The organism is Stenotrophomonas sp. AN71, assembly GCF_050435725.1.
Taxonomy (GTDB): Bacteria; Pseudomonadota; Gammaproteobacteria; order Xanthomonadales; family Xanthomonadaceae; genus Stenotrophomonas.
Map to the genome: position 1 here is coordinate 63,776 of NZ_JBNDKU010000011.1, position 24,995 is coordinate 88,770.

Consider the following 24,995-nt stretch of genomic DNA (forward strand, 5'->3'; position numbering starts at 1 on the left):
GTCCGGCCGTGCCTTCGGCACCGGCTCAGGAACCCGCGTCTTCCCACTGCAGCGCCACGTGGCCTCGCCCGCGTGTGCGCGGAGCGTTCTCATGCAACTGTCCTACCCCCTGCGCCAGCAATGGCTCGGCAACCTTCGTGGTGATCTGCTGTCCGGCATCGTCGTCGCCCTGGCGCTGATTCCCGAGGCCATCGCCTTCTCGCTCATCGCTGGCGTCGACCCCAAGGTCGGCCTGTACGCCGCGTTTTCCATCGCGGTGATCACCGCCATTGCCGGCGGCCGTCCCGGCATGATCTCCGCCGCCACCGGTGCGATGGCGCTGGTGATGGTCGATCTGGTCAGGGACCACGGCCTGCAGTACCTGTTTGCGGCCAGCATCCTGGCCGGCCTGCTGCAGGTGCTGGCCGGTGTGCTCAAACTTGGCTCGCTGATGCGTTTCGTCTCGCGCTCGGTCATCACCGGCTTCGTCAACGCGTTGGCGATCCTGATCTTCCTGGCACAGCTGCCCGAGCTGATCGGCCGTGGCCCGGCCGTGTACGCGCTGTGTGCGGCCGCGCTGGCGATCATCTACCTGCTGCCACGCCTCACCCGTGCGGTGCCCTCGCCACTGGTCGCGATTCTGGTGCTTACCGCCGTGGTGATCGGCTTCGGCATCGATGTGCGCAGCGTCGGCGACATGGGCCAGCTGCCGGACAGTCTGCCGCACTTCCTCATTCCCGATGTGCCGCTCAGCTGGGACACCCTGCGCATCCTGCTGCCGGTGTCGGCCACGCTGGCCGTGGTCGGCCTGCTCGAATCGATGATGACGTTGCAGATCGTCGAGGACATTACCGAGACACCCAGCCAGCGCAACCGCGAATGCGTCGGCCAGGGCGTGGCCAACACGGTCACCGGCTTCCTCGGCGGCATGGCCGGCTGCGCGATGATCGGGCAGTCGATCATCAACGTGACCTCCGGCGGCCGTGGTCGATTGTCATGTCTGGTGGCCGGCGTTGTGCTGCTGGTGCTGGTGGTGTACGGCAGCGACCTGGTGCGGCAGATCCCGATGGCGGCGCTGGTGGCGGTGATGATCATGGTCAGCATCGGCACCTTCAGCTGGCGCTCGTTGCGTGACCTGCGCACGCATCCGCGCAGCTCCTCCGCGGTGATGCTGCTGACCGTGGTGGTCACTGTGGCCACCCACGATCTGGCCAAGGGCGTGCTCAGCGGCGTATTGCTGTCGGCACTGTTCTTCGCGCGCAAGGTCGGCCGCATGCTGGATGTGCAGCGCGAAGATGCCGGTGACACGCAGGTCTACCAAGTGCGCGGCCAGGTGTTCTTCGCTTCAGCCGGTCAGCTGGGCACAGCGTTTGATTACCTGCACGTGGCGCCGAAGGTGCGGATCGATCTGCGCGATGCCCACCTATGGGATCTTACGGCGGTAGCCGCGCTGGAACGCGCGCAGGAAAAGCTGGCCGCGCACGGGTCGGAGGTGACGGTGGTGGGCCTCAATGCGGCCAGCCGGACGTTGATCGAGCAGGTGGGTGGGCGCGGCGGCGGACACTGAGTTCGCACTCACCGGCCGCCACCTACTACCGAAAATGGCGGGGCTCCAAGCGCTTTGGCAGGCGCCGGTGACATCCACCGGCGTCTGCCCTTGATTCAACAGGGCGCACCCGGGTGACCGCAGCGGCGGTCACCCGTGCTGTTGCATCAGTGCCTGCGCCCCATGCACCTGACCTCCACCCGCATGTCGGCGTCCATCACTTCGCTCGTGCAGATCATCTGGTTGTCGCCTGGCCCGATGTTGGGGCGCACGCCCAGATCGAAGAGATAGCGACTGAAGTCCATATAGGCGTCACTGGTGATGCCACCGGGGAACTCGTACACGACCGGCTTGCCGTCCTTGGCAACGTCCTCTTTCGTCTCTGGAACCGGGTTGCCGTGAACGTCGCTGCCGGTGCCGGGGATCGCCGCCCAGCTCTTCATCTCGACGTCGTAGGAGGCCTTGATCTTCGAGCCATCGGCGAAGTTCAGGGTGGTCACCGGGCGGCCCGCGGTCAGCGAGATGTTCTTTCCCCTGACCGAGTTGATGAACGTCATGTGCGCCGCATACCCGCGGGCAAGCCAGGAGGCATTCAACTGCTCGATCGCGTTGTTCATTCTGGCCGGGCTCTGCAGTGCTTCGTACACGGTCGCCGGAACCGGCCTGTCTGCAGTGGGGGCCGCCAGTGCCCGTCGCACGCGTGCAGTCCCCATCGCCTGCTGGGGGAGCCTCCATGTGTTCGACGCAAGGTCGTAGTTCATTTCAAGACTGCGTCCATTGGCGTGCCAGAAGCGGACCAGTGCCACAAAGTAGTCTTCCAGGTCCTGCTCGATCGGCAACTCCTGGATCCTGCGATCCCACAGGATGACGAACTTCCGTATCTCTCCCGTGGAAATGCTGGTTACCAGAGCACCGCCGACGTCGACGTCCGACAGCGCGGCTGCCTGCATCTGAGCGTATGAGCAACCTTCGCACGGGATATCTTGTATCTGCTTCAACTGCGCGTGCGCTCCCTGCGCACAGAGCAACAACGCCACAGCAGTGGCGTAGCGGAACGGCCTCATCGAATTCGATTCCTAGATGGATGGATTGGGTAGGAAATGAATGACGATCCTGGCTACTGCCGCAATGACCAGCGCAATCGACACGGCGCGGGTGAAGCGATGGATCTCGCGCCGTTGGAAGGGGATCCATACCGTGAGCAGGATGGTCGAGAGACCAAAAACCACCACCGGGATGCCGGAGGTCGCCATCGCCATGCACAGGCTGATGAAGGCGAACAGCTCCAGGACCAGTTCGATATAGGTGCGTTGCTGCATTACATGTTCCGTTTGCTTGGGACATCCATGGCCGCACATCGTTATGCGGCACACAAATGATATCACTTCTCATTCGTATTTAATGGTGTGGCAAGCGAGTGCCATGTCCGCATGGGAAGCACACCCGTTTCACGCGCACCGTGGCGCCCCGGCCACCATTCATCCACCCGGTGTAAACTATTGATCTCACTGGCAATGCCAGTCTCCACGATCAACGCCCCGATGACGTCCGCCACCGCCCGTTACGCCGATTCCCTGCGCCTGTCTGTTGCCCCGATGATGGACTGGACCGATCGCCATTGCCGCGTGTTCCATCGCGTGCTGGCGCCGGGCGCGCGTCTGTACACGGAGATGGTGCACGCCAACGCGGTCATCCACGGCGACCGCGAACGCCTGCTGGGCTTCGATCGCAGCGAGCAGCCGCTGGCGCTGCAGCTCGGTGGCAGCGATCCGGCACTGCTGGCGCAGGCCGCGCGCATCGCCGCCGAGTGGGGCTACGACGAGGTCAACCTCAACTGCGGCTGCCCCTCCGACCGCGTGCAGGCCGGCCGTTTCGGCGCCTGCCTGATGCGTGAGCCGGTGCTGGTGGCCGAGTGCGTGGCGGCAATGGTCGATGCGGTCGACATTCCGGTGACGGTGAAGTGCCGCCTCGGCGTGGACGAGGACAACGATTACGACGTGTTCGCCGCCTTCGTTGACCGCCAGGTTGCCGCCGGTGCGGCGATGGTGGTGGTGCACGCGCGCAACGCGTGGCTGAAGGGCCTGTCGCCGAAGGAGAACCGCGAGGTTCCGCCGCTGAAGTACGACTGGGCCTATCGCCTGAAGCAGGAGCGCCCGGCGCTGCCGGTGGTGCTCAACGGTGGCCTCGCCAGCCTCGAGGCGGTGCAGGCACAGGCTGAGCACGTCGATGGCGTGATGCTGGGCCGCGCGGCCTACCACGACCCCTACCTGCTGCATCAGCTGGAAGCGCTGCAGACCGGCGCTGCGCTGCAGGCACGCGGCGATCTGCTGCGCGCGCTGCGCCCCTACGTGGAAGCACGCCTGGGCGAAGGGCTGGCACTGAAACACATCACCCGCCATCTGCTGGGCCTGTTCCATGGCCAGCCCGGTGGCCGCGCCTTCCGCCAGGTGCTGAGCGAGGGTGCACACCGCCCGGGCGCGGATTGGCGCCTGGTCGAACAAGCCCTGGCGGTCACCGAGCGCGAAACCCATCGCGCCGTAGCGTGACGTTCGTCACATTCCTGACTTGACAAGGCGCAGGGATTCGTCCCGAATGTTCACTTAGATGAACAACAGCGGCGACCACCCGGAAAAGTTCAGACCGGATTCACTGCTCCAAACCAAGAATTTGCAAAGGAATTGTAAAGGCCGGGGCCCGTACCCGGCTCCCCGGATTTACGACTTTTGAACGAATCGCCGTGCTCGGCTAGGATCGCATCGATGTCTTCCGCTCCCTTCCATTGCCGCATTGCCCTGGCCACCTGCGTGGTGCTGGCGGCTGCGCCGCTGTCTTCGGCGCTGGCGCAACAGCCGCCGCGTGGCGAGCAGGGGCGCGCGGAGATGATGGAGCGGGGCGAGCGCGGGGGCCGTGGCGACGAGCGTTCGCTGTCCGATGCCGTGCGCCGCGTGCAGCGCACCACCGGCGGCCACATCCTCGGCGCCGAGCGCGTGCCGTTCGATGGTCGCGATATCAACCGGGTGAAGTACATGGACGACCGGGGCCGGGTCCGCTACATGGACGACCCCGCCCCGTCGCGTTCACAGCCGCGCACACCGCGGTCGGATATGTCATCACTACGCGGCGATAACCCCTGAACAGGGATAGTTGTCGCTATCAACCCGTACCCCACAGGCCTCCGGGCCACACCCAGGACACTAGGGAGAGTTCATGCGTATCCTTCTGGTCGAAGACGAAGCCCCGCTGCGTGAGACCCTGGCAGCCCGGCTCAAGCGCGAAGGCTTTGCCGTCGATGCTGCGCAGGACGGCGAGGAAGGCCTCTACATGGGCCGTGAAGTTCCGTTCGATGTCGGCATCATCGACCTCGGCCTGCCCAAGATGTCGGGCATGGAGCTGATCAAGGCCCTGCGTGACGAAGGCAAGAAGTTCCCGGTGCTGATCCTGACCGCGCGTTCGAGCTGGCAGGACAAGGTCGAAGGCCTCAAGCAGGGCGCCGACGACTACCTGGTCAAGCCGTTCCACGTCGAAGAGCTGCTGGCCCGCGTCAACGCGCTGCTGCGCCGCGCCGCTGGCTGGAGCAAGCCGACCCTGGAATGCGGCCCGGTCGCCCTGGACCTTGCCGCGCAGACCGTCAGCGTGGCCGGCAGCAATGTCGACCTCACCAGCTACGAGTACAAGGTGCTGGAGTACCTGATGATGCATGCCGGTGAACTGGTCTCCAAGGCCGACCTCACCGAGCACATCTACCAGCAGGACTTCGATCGCGACTCGAACGTGCTGGAGGTCTTCATCGGCCGCCTGCGCAAGAAGCTGGACCCGGATGGCGAACTGAAGCCGATCGAGACCGTGCGCGGTCGCGGCTACCGTTTCGCGATTCCGCGCAACGAAGGCTGAGCCGGCGCACTCTGGCGATAACACGATGTCCGGCCGTCTGTGGTTCTTCCGACGCTGGCGGCCGCGCTCACTGCAGGCGCGCCAGATGCTCGCCGCCTCCGTGGGCCTGGTCGCGTTCCTGGCCCTGGCCGGCTACGCGCTCGACGCCGCCTTCGCCGATACGGCGAAGGCGAACCTGCGTGAGCGCCTGAAGAACTACGCCACCGCCTACGCGGCCGGCATCGACTTCACCCGCGACCGCTCGCTGTACATCCGCGAGCAGCCGCCGGATCCGCGCTTCGACGTGCCAGGCAGTGGCCTGTACCTGCAGGTGGTGATGCCGGACGGCAAGGGCAATTCGATGTCCGCCGAAGGCCCGATGCTGCCCACCGTGGGTGGCGGGCTGCTGGCGCCGCGCCAGGAAGTGTTCGAAGGCCCGCTGCCGATGATCCAGATCGACGGCAGCCAGGGCTCGGTGTACCGCTATGGCCTGGGCCTGGTGTGGGACGCCGATGCCGATCCCGCCACTGAATTCCCGTACACCATCTACGTGATGGAAGACTCGCGCGCGCTGGGTGCGCAGCTGCGCGTGTTCCGTGGCCGCGTCTGGTTCTACCTGGGCGGCATCGGCCTGATCCTGCTGCTGCTGCAGACCGTCATCCTGCAGTGGAGCCTGCGCCCGCTGCGCCGCGTGATCACCGAGCTGACCAAGGTGCAGCGTGGCGAAACCGCGCGCATGAGCGAGCGCCACCCACGCGAGCTGGAGCCGCTGACCGACAGCATCAACGCCTTCATTGAAAGCGAGCGCGAGAACCTCGAGCGCCAGCGCAACACCCTGGCCGACCTGGCGCACAGCCTGAAGACGCCGATCGCGGTGCTGCGCACGCAGATGGACAGTGGTGCCGGTGACAACGCGCTGCGCGAGGAACTGGACGTGCAGCTGCAGCGCATGAACAACCTGGTCTCGTACCAGCTGGCGCGCGCGGCGTCGTCGGGCCACAAACTGTTCTCCGCACCGCTGCCGATCGAATCCAACGCCGAGGAAATCGTGCGTGGTCTGGAAAAGGTCTACGCCTCCAAGGGCGTGCTGTGCGAGTTCGACATCGACCCGGCCGCGCGCTTCCACGGCGAACCGGGTGATCTGCAGGAGCTGCTCGGCAACCTGCTGGAGAACGCTTTCAAGTGGGCCAACCGCCGTGTGCTGCTGACCGCACAGCCATTGCCGGCACCGAATGCGCGCCGCGCCGGACTGCTGCTGGCGGTGGACGACGACGGCCCGGGCATCGCTCCGGACGACATCGGCAAGGTGCTGCAACGTGGTGTGCGTGGCGACGAACGCGTGCAGGGCCATGGCATCGGCCTGTCGATCGTGCAGGACCTCATCAAGGATTACCGCGGCGAACTGGCCGTGGGCCGTTCCAGCGAACTGGGTGGCGCCCGCTTCGAAGTGCGCCTGCCGCCGGGGCCATAATCCACGTCGCCGGGCCATGCCCGGCGGACGGATGATTCAGCCGACCATCGCTGGCGGCTGGCCATAGAACCGCCGCAGCTGTGCGGCCACCTCCGGCAATGCCTGCTGCAGCAGATCCGGCGCAGAGAAGTGGTATTCGCTGGCCACCGCGAAGAACTCCTCCGGTGCCTCGGCCGCATACGGGTCGATCAGTACCTCTTCGCCCGCGTCCACCTGCGCGCAGAATGCATCGTAGGCGCGCTGGAAGGTGGCGGCCCACTCGCGCTGCCACTCGCGCGGCAACGGCGGCGTGCCGTCCATTGCGCCATCCAGGGCATCCAGCTTGTGCACCATCTCGTGCACCGCCACGCAGTAACCCTCGTGTGGCGTCGCAAGATCGGCCTGCACATCGGCCCAGGACAGGATCAACGGGCCGCTGTCCCACGATTCTCCAATCAGCTCGTCATCCCATTCGTGCAGCACGCCGGCCGCATCCATGTGGCTGCGGTGCACGCGGAATGCGTCGGGGTAGACGATCAGCTGCGACCAGCCCTCCAGTCCCACCTCGCCGAACTCAAGCAGGGGCAGGCAGCACAGTGCGGCCAGCAGCACGCCGTCGCCGGCCTGCAGTTGCAGTTCACCAATCGGCGTAATGGTCTTCCCGTGCAGGAAGCGCGTGGCCAGCACGCGCAGGCGTGCGCGACGCTGATCATCCAGGCCGTGCAGCCACGCCGCGCGGCGGCAGGCTTCATCCCACAGCGCATCTTCAATCGGCTGCGGCGCAGGCCGCAGCCACTGCAGCAACGACTTGATCAGCGGAACATGCCCGGCAGGTAGCTGTGCCATTTCGGCGCACGGATGCGCTGCAGCACGTCGTCATCACTGCCACCGCCACCACTGCTGGTGCTGGCCGCCGGGCGGACCGGTGCCGGCTTGGTGGCCGCCGCCGAAGCGGTCGCCGTCGGTGCACGCTGCGAAGCGGCATCGCCGTTGGAGGACACACATGCCCCGCGGCTGTCGTCCAGCACTGCCGTCGCAGACGCCGCGAAGGGCATCGTCAGCAGGATCAGGCAATGGGCATAACGGCGCATTGTCGACATCCACGTTAAGGGAAGGTGAGTTCCCGATTCTAGCCCGAACCCGGCGCCCGGTTGGAAGCCCCTCGGCCATCCGGGCGGCGGGCGTCGTTGGCGGCTTTCCCGCATAATTCCTTCCTGACTTCGTGGAAGCTGCCGTGGACGATCGCCAACTGCTGGCCAAACTCGCTGCCGGTCGCCTGTCCGGCGACGCCCTGGCCCGTGAGCTGGGCCAGACCCGTGCGGCAATTTGGAAGCGTATTCAAGGGCTTAGGGCTGCCGGTGTGGACGTCGAGGGCCGTGCCGGCGAGGGCTATGGCCTCACCCGCCCGGTCGACCTGCTGGACCCGGACGCGATCCGTGCCGGCCTGCCGGCCGCCACCCAGGCCCTGCTGCACGATCTGCAGGTGGCCTGGACGGTGGACTCCACCAACGCCGAATTGCTGCGTTGCAGCGCGCCCCAGCGCGGCGTCAGCGTCCTGCTGGCCGAGCGACAGACCGGCGGCCGCGGCCGCCGTGGCCGCAGCTGGGCCTCGCCGCTGGCAGCGCATGTGTACCTGTCGGTGCTGCGCCTGTACTCCGGCGGCCTCGGTCGCCTGGCCGGACTGAGCCTGGTAGCCGGCATCGCCGTGGCCGAAGCCCTGCACGACCTGGGCTACACCCAGGCCCAGCTGAAGTGGCCGAACGACCTGCTGGTGGACGGCCGCAAGCTGGTCGGCCTGCTGGCCGAGGGCGGTGGCGAATACGCCGGGCCGGCGCGCGCGGTGATTGGCATCGGCATCAACACGCACATGCCGCCCTCGTTCGCCGAGCAGATCACCCAGCCGTGGGTGGATCTGGACACGCTGGCGGGCAAGCCGGTGGATCGCAACGCCGTGGTCGCCGCGGTGCTGGCGCGTCTGCTGCCGGCGCTGGAGGAATTCGACCGTGAAGGATTGGCGCCGTTCCTGCCGCGCTACGCCGCGTTCGACATGCTGGCCGGCCGCGAAGTGCGGGTGGAGTTGGACGGACAGTGGCAGCACGGTACCGCGCTCGGCCTGGCCGATGACGGCGCATTGCGCGTGCGCATCGATGGCCAGGAACGCTTGCTGCACGCCGGCGAAGTCAGCGTGAGGGCGGCATGAGCGATTGGTTGTTCGACCTCGGCAACTCGCGCTTCAAGTTCGCGCCGTTGCTGGGTGACCGTGCCGGCGACGTACAGGCATGGGCACATGGCGCCGAAGGCATGGCCGGGCAGCCGCCGCACAGCCTGCCCAGCGGCAGCACCGCGTTCGTGGCCAGCGTGGCCGCGCCGTCGCTGACCAGCGCCATGCTGGATCAGCTGCAGCGTCGCTTCGAAAACGTGCACGTTGTGCGCACCAGCGCTGAATGTGCCGGCGTGCGCATCGCTTACGCCAAGCCGGAGAAATTCGGCGTTGATCGCTTTCTCGCCCTGCTGGCCGCCGCCAAGGCGCGGCGGCCGGTGCTGGTGGTGGGCGTGGGCACCGCGCTGACCCTCGATCTTCTGGACGCTGACGGCCAGCATCACGGTGGCCGCATCTCCGCATCGCCCACCACCATGCGCGAGGCGCTGCACGCCCGCGCGGTGCAGCTGCCCGCCACGGGCGGCGACTACAGCGAGTTCGCCAACGACACCGCCGACGCACTGGCCTCCGGCTGCGATGGTGCAGCCGTGGCGCTGATCGAGCGCAGCGCGCAGCAGGCGCAGTCGCTGCTGGGCATCGCGCCTGCGCTGCTGGTGCATGGCGGAGGTGCGCCGGCGCTGATGCCGCTGCTGCGCGGCGCCGACTATCATCCATCGCTGGTGCTGGATGGCCTCGCCCGCTGGGCGGTGCACCAGCCCGCAGGCTAGTATCCGCGCATGCTGACCCGTGCCTTGATCGTCGTACTGGCCATTCTCAATCTTGGCGTCGCCTGCTGGTGGCTGCTGCGCGATGAACCGCAGAAGCCCGCGCCGGCGCCGCAACCGGCCGGCGTGGCCGCGCTGCGCTGGGTGCCCGGTGGTGGTGATGCCGCTGCGGCTGCCGAAGCGACTGCTGCTGCCCCGACCGCACCGCTGATGGAACGCGAACCGGCTGGGAAGGCCGCTGTGGCTGCGACGCCTGCGCCTGCACCCGCTGTGCCGGCGAAGCCCGAGGCCATGCTCGCAGCAGCGCCTGTTGCCGCCGTCACCCAGCCGGCGGCTCTGCCTGCATCGACCCCGGCATCGGCACCGGAAAAACCCGCGACCCCGCCTGCGGCAGTCGAGCCACCGCGCTGCATCGCGCTGGGCCCGTTCGCCGACCGTGCGGCTGCTACCGCGGCACAGGGCAAGGCTGGCAACGCACTCGGCCAGGTGCGCCTGCGCGAACAGCCCGCTGCCAGCGGCAGCGCCCGCTACCGGGTGATGCTGCCGGCCGCCGCCAGTCGCGAAGAAGCCCAGGCCACGGTAAAGCGCATCGTCGCGGCCGGCCTGAGCGACTACTACATCATCAGCCAGGGCGAGGAGGCCAACGCCGTGGCGCTGGGCCAGTACCGCAACCGCGAAGGCGCCGAGCGGCGCATCGCGGCGGTGCAGGCCGCCGGTTTCCAGCCGCGCCTGGTGGCCAGCGGCGACGCCGGCCAGTGGTGGCTGGAAGGGCAGCTGGCGGCGGGTTCGCAGCCGGCCCAGGCCCAGCAGCGCAGCGGCGCGGCGCAGAGCCGGTCGCTGGAATGCGCGCGACTGCGCTAGAATCCCCGGACCGCGGCGCTGCCGCCGGTGATCCATCCATGCCGCTTTAGCTCAGTTGGTAGAGCAACTGTCTTGTAAACAGTAGGTCATCCGTTCGATTCGGATAAGCGGCACCACCAGCCTGACGATGTATCGACCGCGCACGGCGTGCCTCGTCCTTGATGCCTCATCACGCCCCGCGGCCATCAGTAGCTGCGGCATGAGGCATGCGCTGGATGGGACCCTGTTGATACTAGATCTTCGCGCCTCAGCGGCTGTGCTATCGCCTGGGCGATCTCACGTCCACTCTGGCAAGCCGGTCAGCCACCAGGGCGAGCCATCTTCTCTCCCGACGCTCCAAGCTCACTCGACTGCATCAGCAGGCTCCTGAGGGCGATCTCCTGTGAAGACGGCATATCGGGACAAAAACGGTACAGCCTGTCACCCAGACCCGCACCCCGTCCCTTATCCGCTTGAATGCCGGATTTGCCATCACTCTCTTCGTTGCGGATGCGACCCAGCCAGCATTTTCCGTTCCCATCCTGCATTGGAACGAAAGGCATTCCTTGCCTTGCGCCAGAGCGGCCACAGCCTTCACGTTGCTACATCATGCTGCCGCAACAGATCGCACGCGGCGCACAACCCAAAGCATCGCCGGCCCTACCAGTCGCCTGCTGATCAAGGCGATCAGCATGGGCACGCAGGCAACCAGCGTCGGCATTACGGGACCGAATACGAAGGTCATCCCCACGACAAAACCGAACAGGTACTCCGCCCGGTAGACCGGCAACAGCACTGCGGCCACAAGCAGCGCCCCCATGACCTGGGTGGCCGCCGCTTCGCCGCTGAGGACAAAGGCCAACGACAACGCCGCTCCTGCCAGCAGCGACCCCAGGAAACCAGCGATGGCCGGAATCATCGCACCCGATCGCTCACGCGTTCGCCGAACAACGACCCAGCCAGCCAATGCGCCCAGCAATGGCATCATCACCAATGCCCACACATTGGAGACTGCAGGCAGGCTCGCATCGTTGAGCAGGTGGTGGCGCAGAATGCCCCCATGAGTGTGCTCCCATGCCAGCTGCAGCAGTGCGGTGGTCATGCCAAGTACGACGGCGCAGGGTAGCGGCCAGCGGGACTTCAGAGCTGCCATGATCAAATCCCTATGAGCACGTTCGGTTTGTGAGAGAAAAAGCGTAGGAACTGCGCAAGCGGCATGCAATGTGACGGTCTGCACCGTGACGAACGGCGACGTCAGCTCTCGGTTGGAGCGCCGCTTGAGAAAAGCGGGCCATCCCACCCTTCCAGGTACTTTGGCAAGCCGTCATCAATCGCTATCTCGCGCTGAGAATAGAATAGATGGAACTCAGGCTTCAGCGTCTCCTGGAAATCTTCGCCCATTGCCTTGGCGAGAAGAGACGTTCGGATAATGGTCAGGTCGATTCTGTTTGTGCCGAACACTGTGGTACCGCATGACCGGCAGAAGTGTCGCTCCATCTGCTTGTCAGGATGCTTGAACTTCCCAACGAACTCGTGCCCTTTGACGATCCTGACGGACTCATGTGCCCAGGCAGCCGCAGACAGGACGGGAAGATCGTAGAGTTCCCGGCATGAAGAACAATGACAATATGCGCGTGCCATTGGAGTTCCAATCACCATCAACTCGACATCGTGGCAGTTGCAACTCACTGAAATCTCAAAATATCCAGTCATGCTCATCGATGGAGTAGTTGTCCGAAGTTCGACGTCGGAATGAGGCGGGGCCGCCAAGCGGTTTCGGTTTGAATGAACGGTCAGGCTTCAGCTTATCGCGGATGGACCTCCTTGTTCCAAGTCGATCGCTGGTTTCATGGACGATGGCCGCGAAGAACAATCTTCCCGGATGGTTGTATGACAGGCGGCCGCAGGTTCCGGCCGGGTCGGGGTGCCTTGATCAGGGGCTCGCCCTGCGTCCGCAAGGCGACATCGTGCGCGCGGAGTGGATGCAGGCATCCAGCCACTGGGAAGTTCAGCTGCTACTCAATCCTGAGGTGATAACTAGTCGAGGTCCACGGCCGAACATTGATGTTCATCGGAGCTCGAATGATTCCCGCACTGACGCCGTTGCGGCGCTACTTCGACTTCTCGGGGCGCTCCGACCGGACCGAGTTCTGGTCCTTCATGCTGCTGGTGGCGATCGTTGTGGCGATCGGTGAGGGCCTGAGAATGGCTTCCAGCTGGCGTGACGACTGGCTGCTGGCCGACGTGGGAAGGCTGTTGGAATTCTTCGCGCTGCTGTTCTTTCCGATTCCGATGCTGGCGCTGACGGTGCGCAGGCTGCACGACCTGGACGAGTCCGGCTGGTACTCCATCATCGCGTTCATTCCACTGGGCGTATTCGTGCTGTTCCCGATGATGCTGCTTCCAGGATCCGAGGAAGAGAACAGGTATGGATGAGCCCTGACCATTCGAGTGGAGAATGGTCAGGGCGCACGCACCGGCTTGGGTAACAGGGGCTTGCAGCAGCGTGATGTAGAGACTGCAAGCGATGGTGATTTGGCAAGCCGGGCGTCCGCATGCACTCGGTACGAGGTTCGCCGCTGCTGCCCCTGTCGATATCACCGCGGGTTTACCGGGTCATTTCCCTTCTTGTACGTGTAGCCGGTTACCTCCCAACCGCCGCCATGGCCGGACGAAGGTTCCGTCCAGGTGAACTCCCACGTCTGGATGGAGCCGTCGGGAAGGAGGTTCTCCACTCTGTAGATCTCACCCGGAATGCCTTCGTCCGGCAGCTTTCCCGGAATCGAGTCATCCGATCGTGCAGATGCGAGCCCTAAGGAGAATGCCTGCCTTTCCACCTGCACGGTGCCGTAGCCCTGGGGCGCGAACGACGGCTTAACGCGCTGCGCTACCCAGTCCAGCACCTGGCGTGCACCTGCTGTCTGCATGGGGAATTCTTCTGATGTCACCGTATGTGTGATGCGCGATGGAGCGGCGCCGGCCTCCGGGGCGAGTAGCGCGGCGGAGGTGAGCATCAGTGCTGCCAATCCATTGACTGCGTATTTCATGAGCGTTGTATCTCCGTAGCTGGGGAATTGAAGACGCACCTTCAGCAAGGTGCCACCTCAGCGTGGCGCCGGCGTGGGCAGTGGATAAGAGGCAATGCCGACGCCGATGTGACGTCGATCAGGAAAGGTTGGATTCCTGACCACTCAACACAGGGATATCTGATCCACGATGCTGCCTCGGCCCCGTCGAGTGGCCGCCGCCTGCTGCACCGCCGCGAGTGGTGTCACACAGCTCTGGCTAGACTGTGCTTCTTTTTCCCCACCGCAGGAGGCACCCATGGCCCATCCCATCTCCGTATCCCTGATCGGCGTTCCCACCGATGTCGGTGCAGGCCATCGCGGTGCACGGCTGGGGCCGGAAGCGCTGCGCGTGGCGGGCCTGCCGGAGGCGCTGGAGGCGCGCGGCGTGGATGTGCGCGACCTGGGCAACCTGGATGGCCCGCGCAACCCGTGGACCACGCCGGTGGAAGGCTATCGCCACCTGGATGAAGTGGTGGCCTGGAACCACGCGCTGATGGAAGCCAGCTATGCCGAGCTGCAGGCCGGCCGCATGCCGATCATGCTGGGCGGCGACCATTGCCTGGGCATCGGCTCGATCACTGCCGTGGCGCGCTGGTGCCGCGAGCAGGGCAAGACCCTGCGCGTGCTGTGGCTGGATGCGCATTCGGACTTCAACACCAGCGATGTCACCCCGTCGGGCAACATCCACGGCATGCCGGTGGCCTGCCTGTGCGGCCTCGGCCCGGATGCGCTGACCCGGTTGGGCGGCAGCGCGCCGGCGATCACCCCGGCGCAGATGCACCAGATTGGCATCCGCTCGGTGGACCCGGAAGAAAAGCGCCTGATCAAGACCCACAAGGTCGATGTGTACGACATGCGCTACATCGACGAGAACGGCATGAAGCGCACGGTGGAAGCAGCGCTGGCCGGCATCGACGAGAACACCCACCTGCACGTCAGCTTCGATGTGGATTTCCTCGACCCGAGCATCGCGCCGGGCGTGGGCACCACCGTGCCGGGCGGGGTGAACTACCGCGAGGCGCAGCTGGTGATGGAGATGATCGCCGACACCGGGCGCATGGGGTCGCTGGACATCGTCGAACTCAACCCCTTGCTGGACAAGCAGAATGCCACCGCCGAACTGGCCGTGGACCTGGTCGAAAGCCTGTTCGGCAAGTCCACCCTGATGCGCGATTGAAGGCTGCTGCTGAACGGAACCTCGATCCGTTCACACCCGCTCCACGCCACTGCCGCCAGATTGCACTTCACGCGGCGGCGGTGGCGATGGCCCCTCCCGCCGAGCGACAGAACCCCATCCGCGAATGAAGCGGTATAGCGGCGAACCCAAGGAGAAGCCCATGAAGCGCGTAGTTGCCCTGATGCTGTTGTCGATGTTCTCGGTGGCCCTGCTGGCCGGCTGCAACACCATTGCCGGTGCCGGCAAGGACGTGCAGAAGGCGGGCGAGAAGGTTGAGGACACCGCAAAGGGCCGTTGAGCCCTGCACGGAACGGAAAGCGAAAAGGCCGGGGACATCCCCGGCCTTTTTTGTGCGCGTGTTTTGCCTCGTGACTGTCGATGCGTAGTGAACCATTCAAGCAGGTGAGCATGTATTTCATTGACGGTTGACCAGCCCTCAACGGCCGCTGCGCGAAGCTGGAGCCACGGTAAGAACGCCGTTGCAACCAAGGACTCCAGCAATGAACAAAGACATCATTTCCGGCAAGTGGTCGCAGCTGAAGGGCAAGGCCCAGGCCAAGTGGGGCGATCTGACCAACGACGATTTCGATGTGGCCGAGGGCAATGCCGAATATCTGGCGGGTCGCCTGCAGGAACGTTACGGCTGGGCCAAGGACCGCGCTGAGAAGGAAGTCCGCGACTTCCAGGACAGCGTCAGCAAGGACTATCCGGACTACAAGTAAGCCGCTTCGTTTCCCCCACGGCATGACGCCCGCACCGTGAGGTTGCGGGCGTCATGCTGTGTGCGGTCAGCGCGCCGGCGGGTCCGGCACGTAGCGGTTCGGGAACGCCTGCGGTCCGCGCGGCAGGCGCGAGGACGAATCGACCAGGATGCCGCGTGCACGCAGGTTGCGGGCGCTGTCGTAGCGCAGCTGCAGCATCTGGATGGGGTTGCGGCTGGCACGCTCGAACTCCGTGTCGCGCACCGAGGACTGTTCGCGCGCGCCATGGCCGGTGCCCAGCGCCGGTGCCTGCGCCCTGCGCGCATAGCCCTCGATGTGGCTGGCGCTGGCATCGGCGGCGGCTTCGGCCTGGGCGGCCGGGGCCGGCGGTGGCAGGCCGCGACGCAGGATCGGCTCGGGGCGCCAGCGGCGGGCCTCGTCGAAGACCGCCACGCCCACCACACCGATGTTGTCCGGGCGGCCGGTGCGGCTGGCATAGCTGCCGCTGGGGCTGCTGAACACGAACTGCGCTACCTCATCCTGGCTCTTGCGCCAGCCGGTGATGTCGGCGCGCTGGCCGGGGTTGAGCACATAGCCGGTCTGCGAGGGATCGGCATTCTCGCCGGAGATGGCGTTGACACCGTCCACCGACAGCACCACCAGCACCCGGCGTGGGCTGTCGTTGTACAGGCGCACGGCGTAGCGGTGACCACGTTCACCGGCCACCCAGCGCTGGCCTTGGCCGGGGTAGCTGCGCAGTTCGGTGCCACGGTCGCGGTCGACCAGGGCCATGCGTACCGGGCCGTCCTCGGCCATCGGTGCCGGAAGGGCCGGGGTGAAGCCGGCCAGGGGCAGGATCAGCAGCAGGGGCAGCAGGCGTTTCATCGGGCATCTCCAGCGGGGTTGGGTGAATGAACGTGCCGCAGGTCCTGACGGGGTTGACCGCAGGCACGGTAAACTGGCCCCGTTCATCGAAGGTTTCCGCACGCAGTCATGACGACCCGAGTCCTTACCGGCATCACCCCCTCCGGCACGCCCCACCTGGGCAACTACGTTGGCGCCATCCGTCCGGCGATCGCGGCCAGCCGCGCCCCGGGGATCGAGAGCTTCTTCTTCCTGGCCGATCTGCACAGCCTGATCAAGTCGCAGGACCCGCAGCGCACCCAGCGCGCGACCCTGGAGATCGCAGCTAGCTGGCTGGCCTGCGGCCTGGACGCGGAACACGTGTGGTTCTACCGCCAGAGCGACATCCGCGAGACCACCGAGCTGATGTGGTTCCTGACCGCCATCGCCAGCAAGGGCATCCTCAACCGCGCCCACGCCTACAAGGCGGCGGTGGACAAGAACCGCGAGGAAGGCGTGGACGAGGATGCGGGCGTCAGCGCCGGCCTGTTCATGTACCCGGTGCTGATGGCCGCCGACATCCTGATCTTCAAGGCCAACCAGGTGCCGGTGGGCCGCGACCAGATCCAGCACATCGAGATGGCGCGCGACTTCGCCCAGCGCTTCAACCACGTGTACGGCAAGGAATACTTCCCGTTGCCGGACGTGGTGATCGACGAGCAGGTGGCGACGCTGGCCGGCCTCGATGGCCGCAAGATGAGCAAGAGCTACCACAACACCATTCCGCTGTTCGTGCCGCGCGAAGAGTTGAAGAAGCTGGTGTTCTCGATCCTGACCGATTCGCGCGCACCGGGCGAGCCGAAGGACACCGAGGGCTCGGCGCTGTTCCAGATGTACCAGGCGTTCGCTACCCCGGAACAGACCGCTGAATTCGCCAAGGCGTTCGCCGCCGGCATCGGTTGGGGCGATGCCAAGCAGCAGCTGTTCGAACGCATCGACAGTGAGTTGTCGCCGCTGCGTGAGCGCTACAACGCGTTGATGGCCGAGCCGGAGAAGATCGAAGCGCTGCTCAAGCGCCGTGGCCAGCAGCTGCGCGAGCAGCTGGCGGCACCGTTGCTGGACGAGCTGCGCCATGCGGTGGGCCTGCGCGACCTGTCCAGCGCCGGCGACATCGCCAGCGAGGACGCCGGTGTGGCCCGCCTGGCACCACCGCTGTTCAAGCAGTACCGCGAAAAGGACGGCCGTTTCTACTTCAAGCTGACCGCCGGTGACGGCACGCTGCTGATCCAGAGCGAAGGCTTCGATTCGCCGCGTGATGCGGGCCAGCTGATCGCCGTGCTGAAGCAGGCAGAGCAGGGCGACCAGCTGCAGAGTGATCTGTTCAAGCTGGAGGCCGACGTGGACGCAGTGCTGGCCGCGTTGGCGGTGCTGCGCGAAGCATAAGGTAGTGCCGGCCGCTGGCCGGCAACTGCATGGGAAGCGCCGACCAGCGGCCGGCACTACCCGGGAATGAAGGTCGTGGCATGATGTCCACGCGCCGCCGGCGCGATGACATGGAGTCTGCGATGGCGTGGTTGTCGCTGCTGCTGTTCCTGCCCTGGTTCCTGCTGCTGGGCAGCCTGTACTGGCTGTTCCCGCGCCAGCCGCGCACCGCGCGCCGGCGCCTGTTCGATGGTGCCACCTTGTTGCTGGCTTTCGCGTTGAGCATTGCGTCGATGCTGTGGGGCCACCACATCGGCGTGGTACAGCCCGGCGCCGGCCCGATCTGGCCACAGGTGCTGGCGGTGCTGTACGCCTATGGTGCGTTCCTAGCGGTGCTGGTGCTGGCGTTGCTGCTGCGGCCGCGGTTCGCATTGCGCTGCGGCTGATCGGTAGTGTCGGCCGCTGGCCGGCAACTGCATTCCCGTGGCGATCCTGGGGTTGCCGGCCAGCGGCCGGCACTACCCGACCAAAGCCGCATCGAACCCGGACCATCCACGCGCCTACCATGGGCGTCTGTTCCCGATCCTGCCAGGTGCGTGCCGATGACCGCCGACCCCAGCATCCATACCCTCGATACCGGCTTCCAGCGTCCCGACTTCGATGCGGCTTACCTGATCGTTGAAAACGGCCGCGCCGCCTTCGTCGACTGCGGCACCGGCCTGTCGGTGCCGGCGATGCTGCAGGCGCTGGCGGACGCTGGCCTGGGCGTGGAGGCGGTGGACTGGCTGCTGCTGACCCATGTGCATCTGGACCACGCCGGTGGCGCCGGGCTGCTGATGCAGCAGTTACCCAACGCCCAGGCGGTGCTGCACCCGCGCGGCGCACCGCACATGATCGATCCAACCCGGCTGATTGCCGGTGCGACGGCGGTATACGGTGCCGAGGAAATCGCGCGCAGCTATGGCCGCATCGAGCCGATCCCAGAACACCGCGTGGTGGTGGCTGCGGATGGACACCGCATCGACCTGGCCGGGCGCGAACTGGTGCTGATGCATACGCCGGGCCATGCGCTGCATCACTACTGCGTGTGGGATGCGCGCAGCCGCAGCTGGTTCACCGGCGATACCTTCGGCATCTCCTACCGCGAGCTGGACAGTGCGCAGGGTGCTTTCATCTTCCCGACATCGTCGCCGGTACAGTTCGACCCGGAGGCGATGAAGGCTTCGATCCGGCGCATGCTCGATTACGCGCCGCAGGCGATGTACCTGACCCACTACGGCCGTGTGGAGCAGGTTCAGAAGTTGGCGGACGATCTGTTCGAGCAGATCGATGCGATGGCCACCATCGGCCGCCAGTGCGATGGCCGGCCGGATCGCCACCGCTGCCTGTTGGCTGCCTTGCAGGCGCTGTACCTGGAGCGCGCGCAGCAGCATGGCTGTGCGCTGGACCAGGCGGCGGTGACCGCCGTGCTGGCAATGGACATCGAGCTCAACGCGCAGGGCCTGGCCTGCTGGCTGGACCGCATCCGCCAGTAGATCCACGCCACGCGTGGATGGCGCGAACCCACGCTGCACCGCGATGTCACGACCACGTTACACTCTGGTGACTTCCAAGCTAGCCGTGGTACTGCCGTGAATCCGATGCGCGTGTTGCTGCTGTCGTCCTGCCTGTTCGTCGGTGGCCTGGCCCATGCGGCCAACGACCTGCCGGGTGGCGGCATCGATCCGCAGGCGCTGTCGCGCCATGTGCGCGTGCTGGCGTCGGATGAGTTCGAGGGCCGCGCGCCGGCCACGGAAGGTGAAGAGCGCACGGTGCAGTACCTGATCGAGCAGTTCCGCAGCTACGGCCTGCAGCCGGGCGGCGTGGACGGCAGCTGGGTGCAGCCGGTACCGCTGGTGCGCGCGCAGTTGGATGGCCCGGCCAAGGCCAGCCTGACGCTGAAGAAGGGCAGCCGCGCGCTGGCCAACGGTGTGGACGTGACCCTGCAGAGCCTGCAGCCGCGCAAGCGCGTACAGATCAAGAATGCACCACTGGTGTTCGTCGGCTACGGCATCGATGCGCCGGAACGCCAATGGAACGACTACAAGGACGTGGACCTGCACGGCAAGATCGCCGTGGTGCTGATCAACGATGCCGATTTCGAGGCCGATGCGCCGGGCGCGTTCGATGGCAAGGCAGTGACCTACTACGGCCGCTGGACCTACAAATTCGAGGAAGCCGCGCGCCGCGGCGCCGAGGGCGTGCTGATCGTGCACGAGACCGCGCCAGCCGCCTACGGCTGGGCCACGGTGAAGAGCTCAGGTACCTCGCCGTTGTTCGATATCGAGCGTGGCCAGGCGGAAGCGATGGCGCAGCACACGCCGCTGCGTGGCTGGATGCAGCGCGAGCTGGCCGAGGCGATTTTTGCCGATGCCGGCCTGGACTTCGACGCCGAGAAGCGCAAGGCGATGCGCGCCGACTTCCGCCCGGTGGCACTGGACAACGCCAGGTTGAGCGTGGATTTCGTGCTGAAACGCGAGCAGGTGGTGACCCGCAACGTGGTGGCCAAGCTGCCCGGCGGTGAGCATGGCGATGAAGCGGTGATCTTCTCTGCGCACTGGGATGCCTTCGGTATCGGCCAGCCTGACGCCAAGGGTGACCGCATCCGCCGCGGCGCGATCGACAACGCCACCGGCGTGGCCACAGTACTGGAGCTTGGCCGGGTGTTTGCTGCGGGCCCGCAGCCGCAGCGCACGCTGTACTTCGTGGCGCTGACCGCCGAAGAGAAGGGGCTGCTGGGTGCCAGCTACTACGCCGCGCACCCGCTGGCGCCGCTGGACAAGACCGCCGCCGTGCTGAACATCGAGATGTTCAGCCCGGATGGCCCGACCCGCGACATCGCCTCGTGGGGCAAGGGCCGTGTATCGCTGGAAGGTGACCTGGAGCGCGTGGCCAAGGCCCGCGGTCGCAGCTACAGCCCCGACCCGAACCTGGAGGCCGGCTTCTTCTACCGCGCCGACCACTTCGCCTTCGCCCGCCTGGGCGTGCCGGCGATCACCATCGGCCCGGGGCTGGACAAGTTGGACGGCGGCGTTGAAGCCGGCCGCGCCCTGCGCGAGAAGTACTTCGCCGATTGCTACCACCAGGCCTGCGATGCCTGGACCCCGAGCTGGGACCCGAGCGGCCACGCCGCCGACACCCTGCTGGTCTACGACCTCGGGGCGGAGCTGGCCAACAGCCGGCGCTGGCCGACGTGGGAGAAGGAATCGGAGTTCCGCGGCGCGCGCGACAAGAGCGAAGCGGCCCGCCGTTGATGGGGTAGTGCCGGCCGCTGGCCGGCATTTACGTATTCCTTCCGGAGGTTCAAGAGGTTGCCGGCCAGCGGCCGGCACTACCCGCGTCGACGCAGCAGTTTCCAGGCACCCCAGCTGCTGGCGGCGAGCGCTGCCAGATAGCACGCCGCCATCGTGCGCATGCCGACTGCATGCAATGGGCCAGGACGGGCGCTCCAGCGCAGCTGCAGCGAGCTGTGCCCGCTGCCCAGGTCCACTGCCAGCTGCAGGGCCAGCGCGGCGCAGAACACCAGCAGGGCAACCCCGAATCCGATGCGTGGCCACGAAGCCTGCGCGTCGGGGCGGCGCAGCAGCCAGGCCAGTGCCGTGGCTGCGGCCAGCGCCGCCGCGATGCACATCAGCGGCGAGGCCGGAGACACAGCGGCCACCGGCATTGCACCGGTGGCCGCGATCACGACAGCGTGCTTACTTGCGGGTGCCGTCGAGCCAGTTCGGCCCCTTGTTGGTGAGGAAGAACACATAGACCACCAACGATACCGCGATCGTCGCAGTGACGTAGATGGCGAACCAGTCGACGTGGCCGGTCTTCAGCGCGCCCTGGTACAGCAGCGGCGCGGTGCCGCCGAACAGCGAATTGGCCAGCGCGTAGCCCAGGCCCACGCCCAGTGCGCGCACATGGGTGGGGAACAGCTCGGCCTTCACTACTGCGTTGATCGAGGTGTAGCCGGTAAGGATGACAAAGCCCAGCGCCAGGGTCAGGAAGGCCAGGGTTGCGTCATGCTGGTGCGGCAGCTGGGTGATCAGGTACCAGCTGTACAGCACGCCGCCGACACCGAAGAACACCAGCAGGGTCTTGCGCCCGATGATGTCCGACAGCCAGCCACCGACCGGCTGCAGCACCATCAGGAAGGCCAGCACACCCAGGTTGATCAGGGTGCCGGTCATCGGATCGTTGCTGGCGAAGGCACTCTGGATCATCTTCGGGCCGTTCACCGAGTAGGTGTAGAAGGCCACGGTGCCACCGGCGGTGATCAGGAAGCACAGCAGCAGCGGCCGCCACTGGTGCACGAACAGTTCGTACATCGAGCCCGACTTCTGTGCCTTGCCTTCGCGCGCGGCTTCGATGGACGACTCCGACAGCGACTCGTCCATGCCCCGGCGCAGCCAGAACACCACGACCGCAGCGATGCCGCCAATGCCGAAGGCGATGCGCCAGCCCCATTCGGAGATTTCCGGCTTGCCCCAGAACGTCAGCATCAGCAGCAGGGTGAGCTGGGCCAGCACATGGCCGCCGACCAGGGTGACGTAGTGGAAGGACGACAGGAAGCCCCGGCGGCCGGGAATGGCGGCCTCGGACATGTAGGTGGCGCTGGCACCGTACTCACCGCCGGTGGCGAAGCCCTGCAGCAGGCGCGCGAACAACAGGATGACCGCTGCCCAGATGCCGATGCTGGCTGCCGTGGGGGTGATGGCGATAAGGAACGAGCAGGCGGCCATGACCGTCACCGACACGGTCAGGGCCTGGCGGCGGCCATGGCGGTCGGCGTAGCGGCCGAAGAACCAGGCCCCGATCGGGCGCATCAGGAACGTGGCCGCGAAGATCGCCCACACGTACAGGGTCGAGTTCTTGTCATCCGGCGAGAAGAACTGCGATTCGAAGTACACGGCGAACACCGAGTACACATAGACGTCAAACCACTCCACCAGGTTGCCGGCGGAGCCTTTGAGGGTGTTGGAGATGGACCGCCGCAGCGCGGCGCCGTCGGTGCTGGGGACAGCGGGTTGGGACGTGGTGCTCATCTGGGTGTGGATCCTCGATGCGGCGCTTCCGTGCGGGAAAGATCGGGTGCCAGGCGCGCGCAGGGCGCCGCGGCCAGCCTCCTAGGTACTGCATCCCACGTCAATGCCAGGTGCCGGGGAGCGGGCAGGGCATGGGACCGCACAGGGTGACAGCAGGCGGGGCCGGCGGACCATAACTAAATCGTCGTACGTCGGTTCACGGCCTGGCGTAAATCGGGGTGATTTCCCGCTGGTGAACACTCTAGAATCCTGTTTCCCCCGCCTGCTGGTGCGTCATGTCGGCTCCCCTCTCTTCGTCTGCGGCTGCCCCCCGGGGTGGCCTTGTCGCGCTGGCCCTGCTGCTGGTCTATGTGGTCTGGGGCTCGACCTACCTGGGCATCGCCAAGGCCCTGCATGGCGGTGCGCTGCCGCTGACGATGGTCTCCGGCAGCCGGTTCATCATCGCCGGTGGCGTGATGTATGCCGCGCTGCGCCTGTTCTGGAAAATGCCGAAACCGACCCTGCGGCAGTGGCGGAATCTGCTGGTCATGGGCGTGACCATGCTGGTGCTGGGCAACGGTATGGTGGTGTTGGCCGAGCGCGAGGTGTCCTCGGGCCTGGCCGCCACGGCGGTGGCGTCGGTGCCGTTGTGGATGGCGCTGTTCTCGGCGTTGCGTGGCCAGCATGCCAGCCGGGGTGAATGGCTGGGCATCGCCATCGGCTTCCTCGGCGTGGTCTGGCTCAATGCCGGCAGCAGCCTGACCGCATCGCCTACCGGGCTGGTGCTGCTGCTGATCGCACCGGTCGGCTGGGCGTTCGGTTCGGTATGGGCACGCGGGCTGGACCTGCCAGGCCCGTTCATGACGGCGGCCGGGCAGATGATCTGCGGTGGCGTGCTGCTGGTGCTGATCGGTCTGGCGGTCGGCGAACGCCCGACCACGCTGCCCGATACCGGCGGCCTGCTGGCGATGGCGTACCTGTGCGTCTTTGGGTCCATCGTGGCGTTCACGGCCTACGTGTGGCTGCTGCAGAACGTGCGCCCGGCACTGGCTGGCAGCTATGCGTACGTCAATCCGGTGATCGCGGTGCTGCTGGGCGCACTGCTCAACGGTGAGCGTTTCGGCTGGCGCGATCTGGTGGCGATGGCGGTGATTCTTCTGGGTGTGGTGGTACTGACGATGGCAAGGACGCGAAAGAAATGAGCATGGACGAGAAAGAACAACGCCGGGGCCTGCTGGTCACCGCTTCCACCTTCGTGATCTGGGGGCTGGTGCCGGTGTACTGGCACCTGCTCAATGAAGTGCCTTCGTTCCAGATCATCGCCCACCGCATCATCTGGAGCACGGTACTGGTGCTGGGCTGGCTGCTGATCAGTTCACGCCTGGGCTGGTGGCAGAAGATCGCCGCACAGCCGCGCGCGCTGCCGATCCTGCTGGTATCGAGCCTGACCATTGCCTTCAACTGGGGCCTGTACATCTGGGCGATCAACGCCGGCCATGTCATCGAAACCAGCCTGGGCTACTTCATCAACCCGTTGGTGAACGTGCTGCTGGGTGTGCTGGTGCTGAAGGAGCGCCTGCGCCGGCTGCAATGGGTGGCGGTGGCAATGGCGGCGATCGGTGTGACCTGGCTGACCATCGATGCGGGCACGCCGCCGTGGATCGCGCTGGGCCTGGCCTGCTCGTTCGGCCTGTATGGCCTGCTGCGCAAGCTGGTCTCGGTCGATCCGGTGGCTGGCCTGGGCGTGGAGAGCATGTACCTGTTCCTGCCAGCGCTGGCCTTCGCGATCTGGGCAGAGAACGGCCATGGTGGTGCGTTCTTCCATGGCTGGGGCTGGCGCAACGATCTGCTGCTGATCTTCGGTGGCGCGATCACGGCGGTGCCGCTGATCGGCTTCGCCTACGGCGTGAAGCGCATCCCGCTTTCGCTGGTCGGCATCCTGCAGTACATCGCCCCGAGCCTGCAGCTGTTGCTGGGCGTGTTCTTCTTCCATGAAGCGTTCGATACGGCCAAGGCGATCGGCTTTGCGGCGATCTGGGCCGGCCTGGTGCTGTTTGTCGGCGACAACATCCGCACGATGCGCGCGAGGCGGTAGCGCCGGCGGGAGCATGGGGTCGGAGCCC

28 protein-coding genes and 1 tRNA gene are annotated in these 24,995 nt (G+C 66.1%); 19 read left to right on the forward strand and 10 right to left on the reverse strand.

Features of this window, described 5'->3' with window-relative positions; translation table 11 throughout:
* Positions 1 to 91 precede the first annotated feature (91 nt).
* Complete coding sequence (locus ABH900_RS16325; RefSeq protein WP_429624186.1) at positions 92 to 1,546, forward strand: SulP family inorganic anion transporter; 1,455 nt, start codon at positions 92 to 94, stop codon at positions 1,544 to 1,546.
* Positions 1,547 to 1,692: 146 nt separating this feature from the next.
* Here ABH900_RS16325 and ABH900_RS16330 read toward each other — a convergent pair whose 3' ends face one another.
* Positions 1,693 to 2,589 carry a hypothetical protein gene (locus tag ABH900_RS16330; RefSeq protein ID WP_429624187.1) on the reverse strand — a complete coding sequence of 299 codons (897 nt, stop codon included), beginning with the start codon at positions 2,587 to 2,589 and terminating at the stop codon, positions 1,693 to 1,695.
* A gap of 12 nt (positions 2,590 to 2,601) precedes the next feature.
* Positions 2,602 to 2,844 (reverse strand): hypothetical protein, encoded by a 243-nt coding sequence (locus ABH900_RS16335; protein ID WP_429624189.1) that lies wholly within the window; start codon positions 2,842 to 2,844, stop codon positions 2,602 to 2,604.
* 195 nt (positions 2,845 to 3,039) lie between these two features.
* Here ABH900_RS16335 and dusA point away from each other — a divergent pair, with 195 nt between their 5' ends.
* From dusA to ABH900_RS16355, 4 genes are all read left to right on the forward strand, one after another.
* On the forward strand, positions 3,040 to 4,071 hold the full coding sequence (gene dusA / locus ABH900_RS16340; protein ID WP_429624190.1) for a tRNA dihydrouridine(20/20a) synthase DusA: 1,032 nt from the start codon (positions 3,040 to 3,042) through the stop codon (positions 4,069 to 4,071).
* 213 nt (positions 4,072 to 4,284) lie between these two features.
* Entirely contained in the window at positions 4,285 to 4,659 is a 375-nt protein-coding gene (locus tag ABH900_RS16345; protein WP_429624191.1) for a hypothetical protein, read from the forward strand.
* Between the two features lie 73 nt (positions 4,660 to 4,732).
* Positions 4,733 to 5,416 (forward strand): response regulator transcription factor, encoded by a 684-nt coding sequence (locus tag ABH900_RS16350; protein ID WP_004136763.1) that lies wholly within the window; start codon positions 4,733 to 4,735, stop codon positions 5,414 to 5,416.
* A 25-nt stretch (positions 5,417 to 5,441) separates the two neighbouring features.
* Entirely contained in the window at positions 5,442 to 6,866 is a 1,425-nt protein-coding gene (locus ABH900_RS16355) for an ATP-binding protein (RefSeq protein ID WP_429624192.1), read from the forward strand.
* 36 nt (positions 6,867 to 6,902) lie between these two features.
* Here the strand turns inward: ABH900_RS16355 and ABH900_RS16360 are convergent, their stop codons facing one another.
* Both ABH900_RS16360 and ABH900_RS16365 read right to left on the reverse strand, forming a co-directional pair.
* Entirely contained in the window at positions 6,903 to 7,691 is a 789-nt protein-coding gene (locus ABH900_RS16360) for a zinc-dependent peptidase (RefSeq protein WP_429624193.1), read from the reverse strand.
* Positions 7,658 to 7,936 (reverse strand): hypothetical protein, encoded by a 279-nt coding sequence (locus ABH900_RS16365; RefSeq protein WP_429624194.1) that lies wholly within the window; start codon positions 7,934 to 7,936, stop codon positions 7,658 to 7,660. The genes ABH900_RS16360 and ABH900_RS16365 overlap by 34 nt, the downstream gene beginning before the upstream one ends.
* 143 nt (positions 7,937 to 8,079) lie before the next feature.
* Here ABH900_RS16365 and birA point away from each other — a divergent pair, with 143 nt between their 5' ends.
* The 4 genes from birA to ABH900_RS16385 all read left to right on the forward strand — a co-directional run bounded on the left by birA (position 8,080) and on the right by ABH900_RS16385 (position 10,747).
* Entirely contained in the window at positions 8,080 to 9,045 is a 966-nt protein-coding gene (birA, locus tag ABH900_RS16370; RefSeq protein ID WP_429624195.1) for a bifunctional biotin--[acetyl-CoA-carboxylase] ligase/biotin operon repressor BirA, read from the forward strand.
* The gene (locus ABH900_RS16375) at positions 9,042 to 9,773 is read left to right on the forward strand and encodes a type III pantothenate kinase (RefSeq protein ID WP_429624196.1); all 732 of its coding nucleotides are present in this window, start codon (positions 9,042 to 9,044) and stop codon (positions 9,771 to 9,773) included. The genes birA and ABH900_RS16375 overlap by 4 nt, the downstream gene beginning before the upstream one ends.
* A gap of 9 nt (positions 9,774 to 9,782) precedes the next feature.
* Complete coding sequence (locus tag ABH900_RS16380) at positions 9,783 to 10,631, forward strand: SPOR domain-containing protein (RefSeq protein ID WP_429624197.1); 849 nt, start codon at positions 9,783 to 9,785, stop codon at positions 10,629 to 10,631.
* A gap of 40 nt (positions 10,632 to 10,671) precedes the next feature.
* A tRNA-Thr gene (locus tag ABH900_RS16385) sits at positions 10,672 to 10,747 on the forward strand.
* A gap of 470 nt (positions 10,748 to 11,217) precedes the next feature.
* Here the strand turns inward: ABH900_RS16385 and ABH900_RS16390 are convergent.
* Positions 11,218 to 11,763 carry a hypothetical protein gene (locus ABH900_RS16390; protein ID WP_429624198.1) on the reverse strand — a complete coding sequence of 182 codons (546 nt, stop codon included), beginning with the start codon at positions 11,761 to 11,763 and terminating at the stop codon, positions 11,218 to 11,220.
* A gap of 101 nt (positions 11,764 to 11,864) precedes the next feature.
* Positions 11,865 to 12,329: a GFA family protein gene (locus tag ABH900_RS16395; protein ID WP_429624199.1), complete on the reverse strand. Its 465-nt coding sequence runs from the start codon at positions 12,327 to 12,329 to the stop codon at positions 11,865 to 11,867.
* 363 nt (positions 12,330 to 12,692) lie between these two features.
* On the opposite strand from ABH900_RS16395, the gene ABH900_RS16400 reads away from it, so the two are divergent.
* The gene (locus ABH900_RS16400; protein WP_429624200.1) at positions 12,693 to 13,046 is read left to right on the forward strand and encodes a DUF805 domain-containing protein; all 354 of its coding nucleotides are present in this window, start codon (positions 12,693 to 12,695) and stop codon (positions 13,044 to 13,046) included.
* Positions 13,047 to 13,207: 161 nt separating this feature from the next.
* Here the strand turns inward: ABH900_RS16400 and ABH900_RS16405 are convergent, their stop codons facing one another.
* Positions 13,208 to 13,657, reverse strand: a complete 450-nt coding sequence (locus ABH900_RS16405) for a hypothetical protein (protein WP_429624201.1) — start codon at positions 13,655 to 13,657, stop codon at positions 13,208 to 13,210.
* Positions 13,658 to 13,934: 277 nt separating this feature from the next.
* Here ABH900_RS16405 and rocF point away from each other — a divergent pair, with 277 nt between their 5' ends.
* The 3 genes from rocF (at position 13,935) to ABH900_RS16420 (ending at position 15,577) form a co-directional block, all read left to right on the forward strand.
* Positions 13,935 to 14,855, forward strand: a complete 921-nt coding sequence (gene rocF, locus ABH900_RS16410; RefSeq protein WP_429624202.1) for an arginase — start codon at positions 13,935 to 13,937, stop codon at positions 14,853 to 14,855.
* A 160-nt stretch (positions 14,856 to 15,015) separates the two neighbouring features.
* Positions 15,016 to 15,153, forward strand: a complete 138-nt coding sequence (locus tag ABH900_RS16415) for an entericidin A/B family lipoprotein (RefSeq protein WP_008266021.1) — start codon at positions 15,016 to 15,018, stop codon at positions 15,151 to 15,153.
* Positions 15,154 to 15,355: 202 nt separating this feature from the next.
* Entirely contained in the window at positions 15,356 to 15,577 is a 222-nt protein-coding gene (locus ABH900_RS16420) for a CsbD family protein (protein ID WP_089241428.1), read from the forward strand.
* A gap of 66 nt (positions 15,578 to 15,643) precedes the next feature.
* On the opposite strand, the gene ABH900_RS16425 is transcribed toward ABH900_RS16420, so the two are convergent.
* Positions 15,644 to 16,441, reverse strand: coding sequence for a hypothetical protein (locus ABH900_RS16425; protein ID WP_429624203.1), 798 nt, complete (start codon positions 16,439 to 16,441; stop codon positions 15,644 to 15,646).
* Positions 16,442 to 16,549: 108 nt separating this feature from the next.
* Here ABH900_RS16425 and ABH900_RS16430 point away from each other — a divergent pair, with 108 nt between their 5' ends.
* The 4 genes from ABH900_RS16430 (at position 16,550) to ABH900_RS16445 (ending at position 21,114) form a co-directional block, all read left to right on the forward strand.
* Positions 16,550 to 17,842 (forward strand): tryptophan--tRNA ligase, encoded by a 1,293-nt coding sequence (locus ABH900_RS16430; RefSeq protein WP_429624204.1) that lies wholly within the window; start codon positions 16,550 to 16,552, stop codon positions 17,840 to 17,842.
* Between the two features lie 122 nt (positions 17,843 to 17,964).
* Complete coding sequence (locus ABH900_RS16435) at positions 17,965 to 18,267, forward strand: hypothetical protein (protein ID WP_429624256.1); 303 nt, start codon at positions 17,965 to 17,967, stop codon at positions 18,265 to 18,267.
* A 156-nt stretch (positions 18,268 to 18,423) separates the two neighbouring features.
* Positions 18,424 to 19,356, forward strand: coding sequence for an MBL fold metallo-hydrolase (locus tag ABH900_RS16440; protein WP_429624205.1), 933 nt, complete (start codon positions 18,424 to 18,426; stop codon positions 19,354 to 19,356).
* Positions 19,357 to 19,461: 105 nt separating this feature from the next.
* Positions 19,462 to 21,114: a M28 family metallopeptidase gene (locus ABH900_RS16445; protein WP_429624257.1), complete on the forward strand. Its 1,653-nt coding sequence runs from the start codon at positions 19,462 to 19,464 to the stop codon at positions 21,112 to 21,114.
* Positions 21,115 to 21,191: 77 nt separating this feature from the next.
* On the opposite strand, the gene ABH900_RS16450 is transcribed toward ABH900_RS16445, so the two are convergent.
* On the reverse strand, positions 21,192 to 21,527 hold the full coding sequence (locus tag ABH900_RS16450) for a hypothetical protein (RefSeq protein ID WP_429624258.1): 336 nt from the start codon (positions 21,525 to 21,527) through the stop codon (positions 21,192 to 21,194).
* A 31-nt stretch (positions 21,528 to 21,558) separates the two neighbouring features.
* Complete coding sequence (locus tag ABH900_RS16455; RefSeq protein WP_429624206.1) at positions 21,559 to 22,893, reverse strand: MFS transporter; 1,335 nt, start codon at positions 22,891 to 22,893, stop codon at positions 21,559 to 21,561.
* 275 nt (positions 22,894 to 23,168) lie between these two features.
* Here ABH900_RS16455 and yedA point away from each other — a divergent pair, with 275 nt between their 5' ends.
* Positions 23,169 to 24,074 (forward strand): drug/metabolite exporter YedA, encoded by a 906-nt coding sequence (yedA, locus tag ABH900_RS16460; RefSeq protein ID WP_429624207.1) that lies wholly within the window; start codon positions 23,169 to 23,171, stop codon positions 24,072 to 24,074.
* Positions 24,071 to 24,967 carry an EamA family transporter RarD gene (rarD, locus tag ABH900_RS16465; protein WP_429624208.1) on the forward strand — a complete coding sequence of 299 codons (897 nt, stop codon included), beginning with the start codon at positions 24,071 to 24,073 and terminating at the stop codon, positions 24,965 to 24,967. The genes yedA and rarD overlap by 4 nt, the downstream gene beginning before the upstream one ends.
* Positions 24,968 to 24,995: the final 28 nt, after the last annotated feature.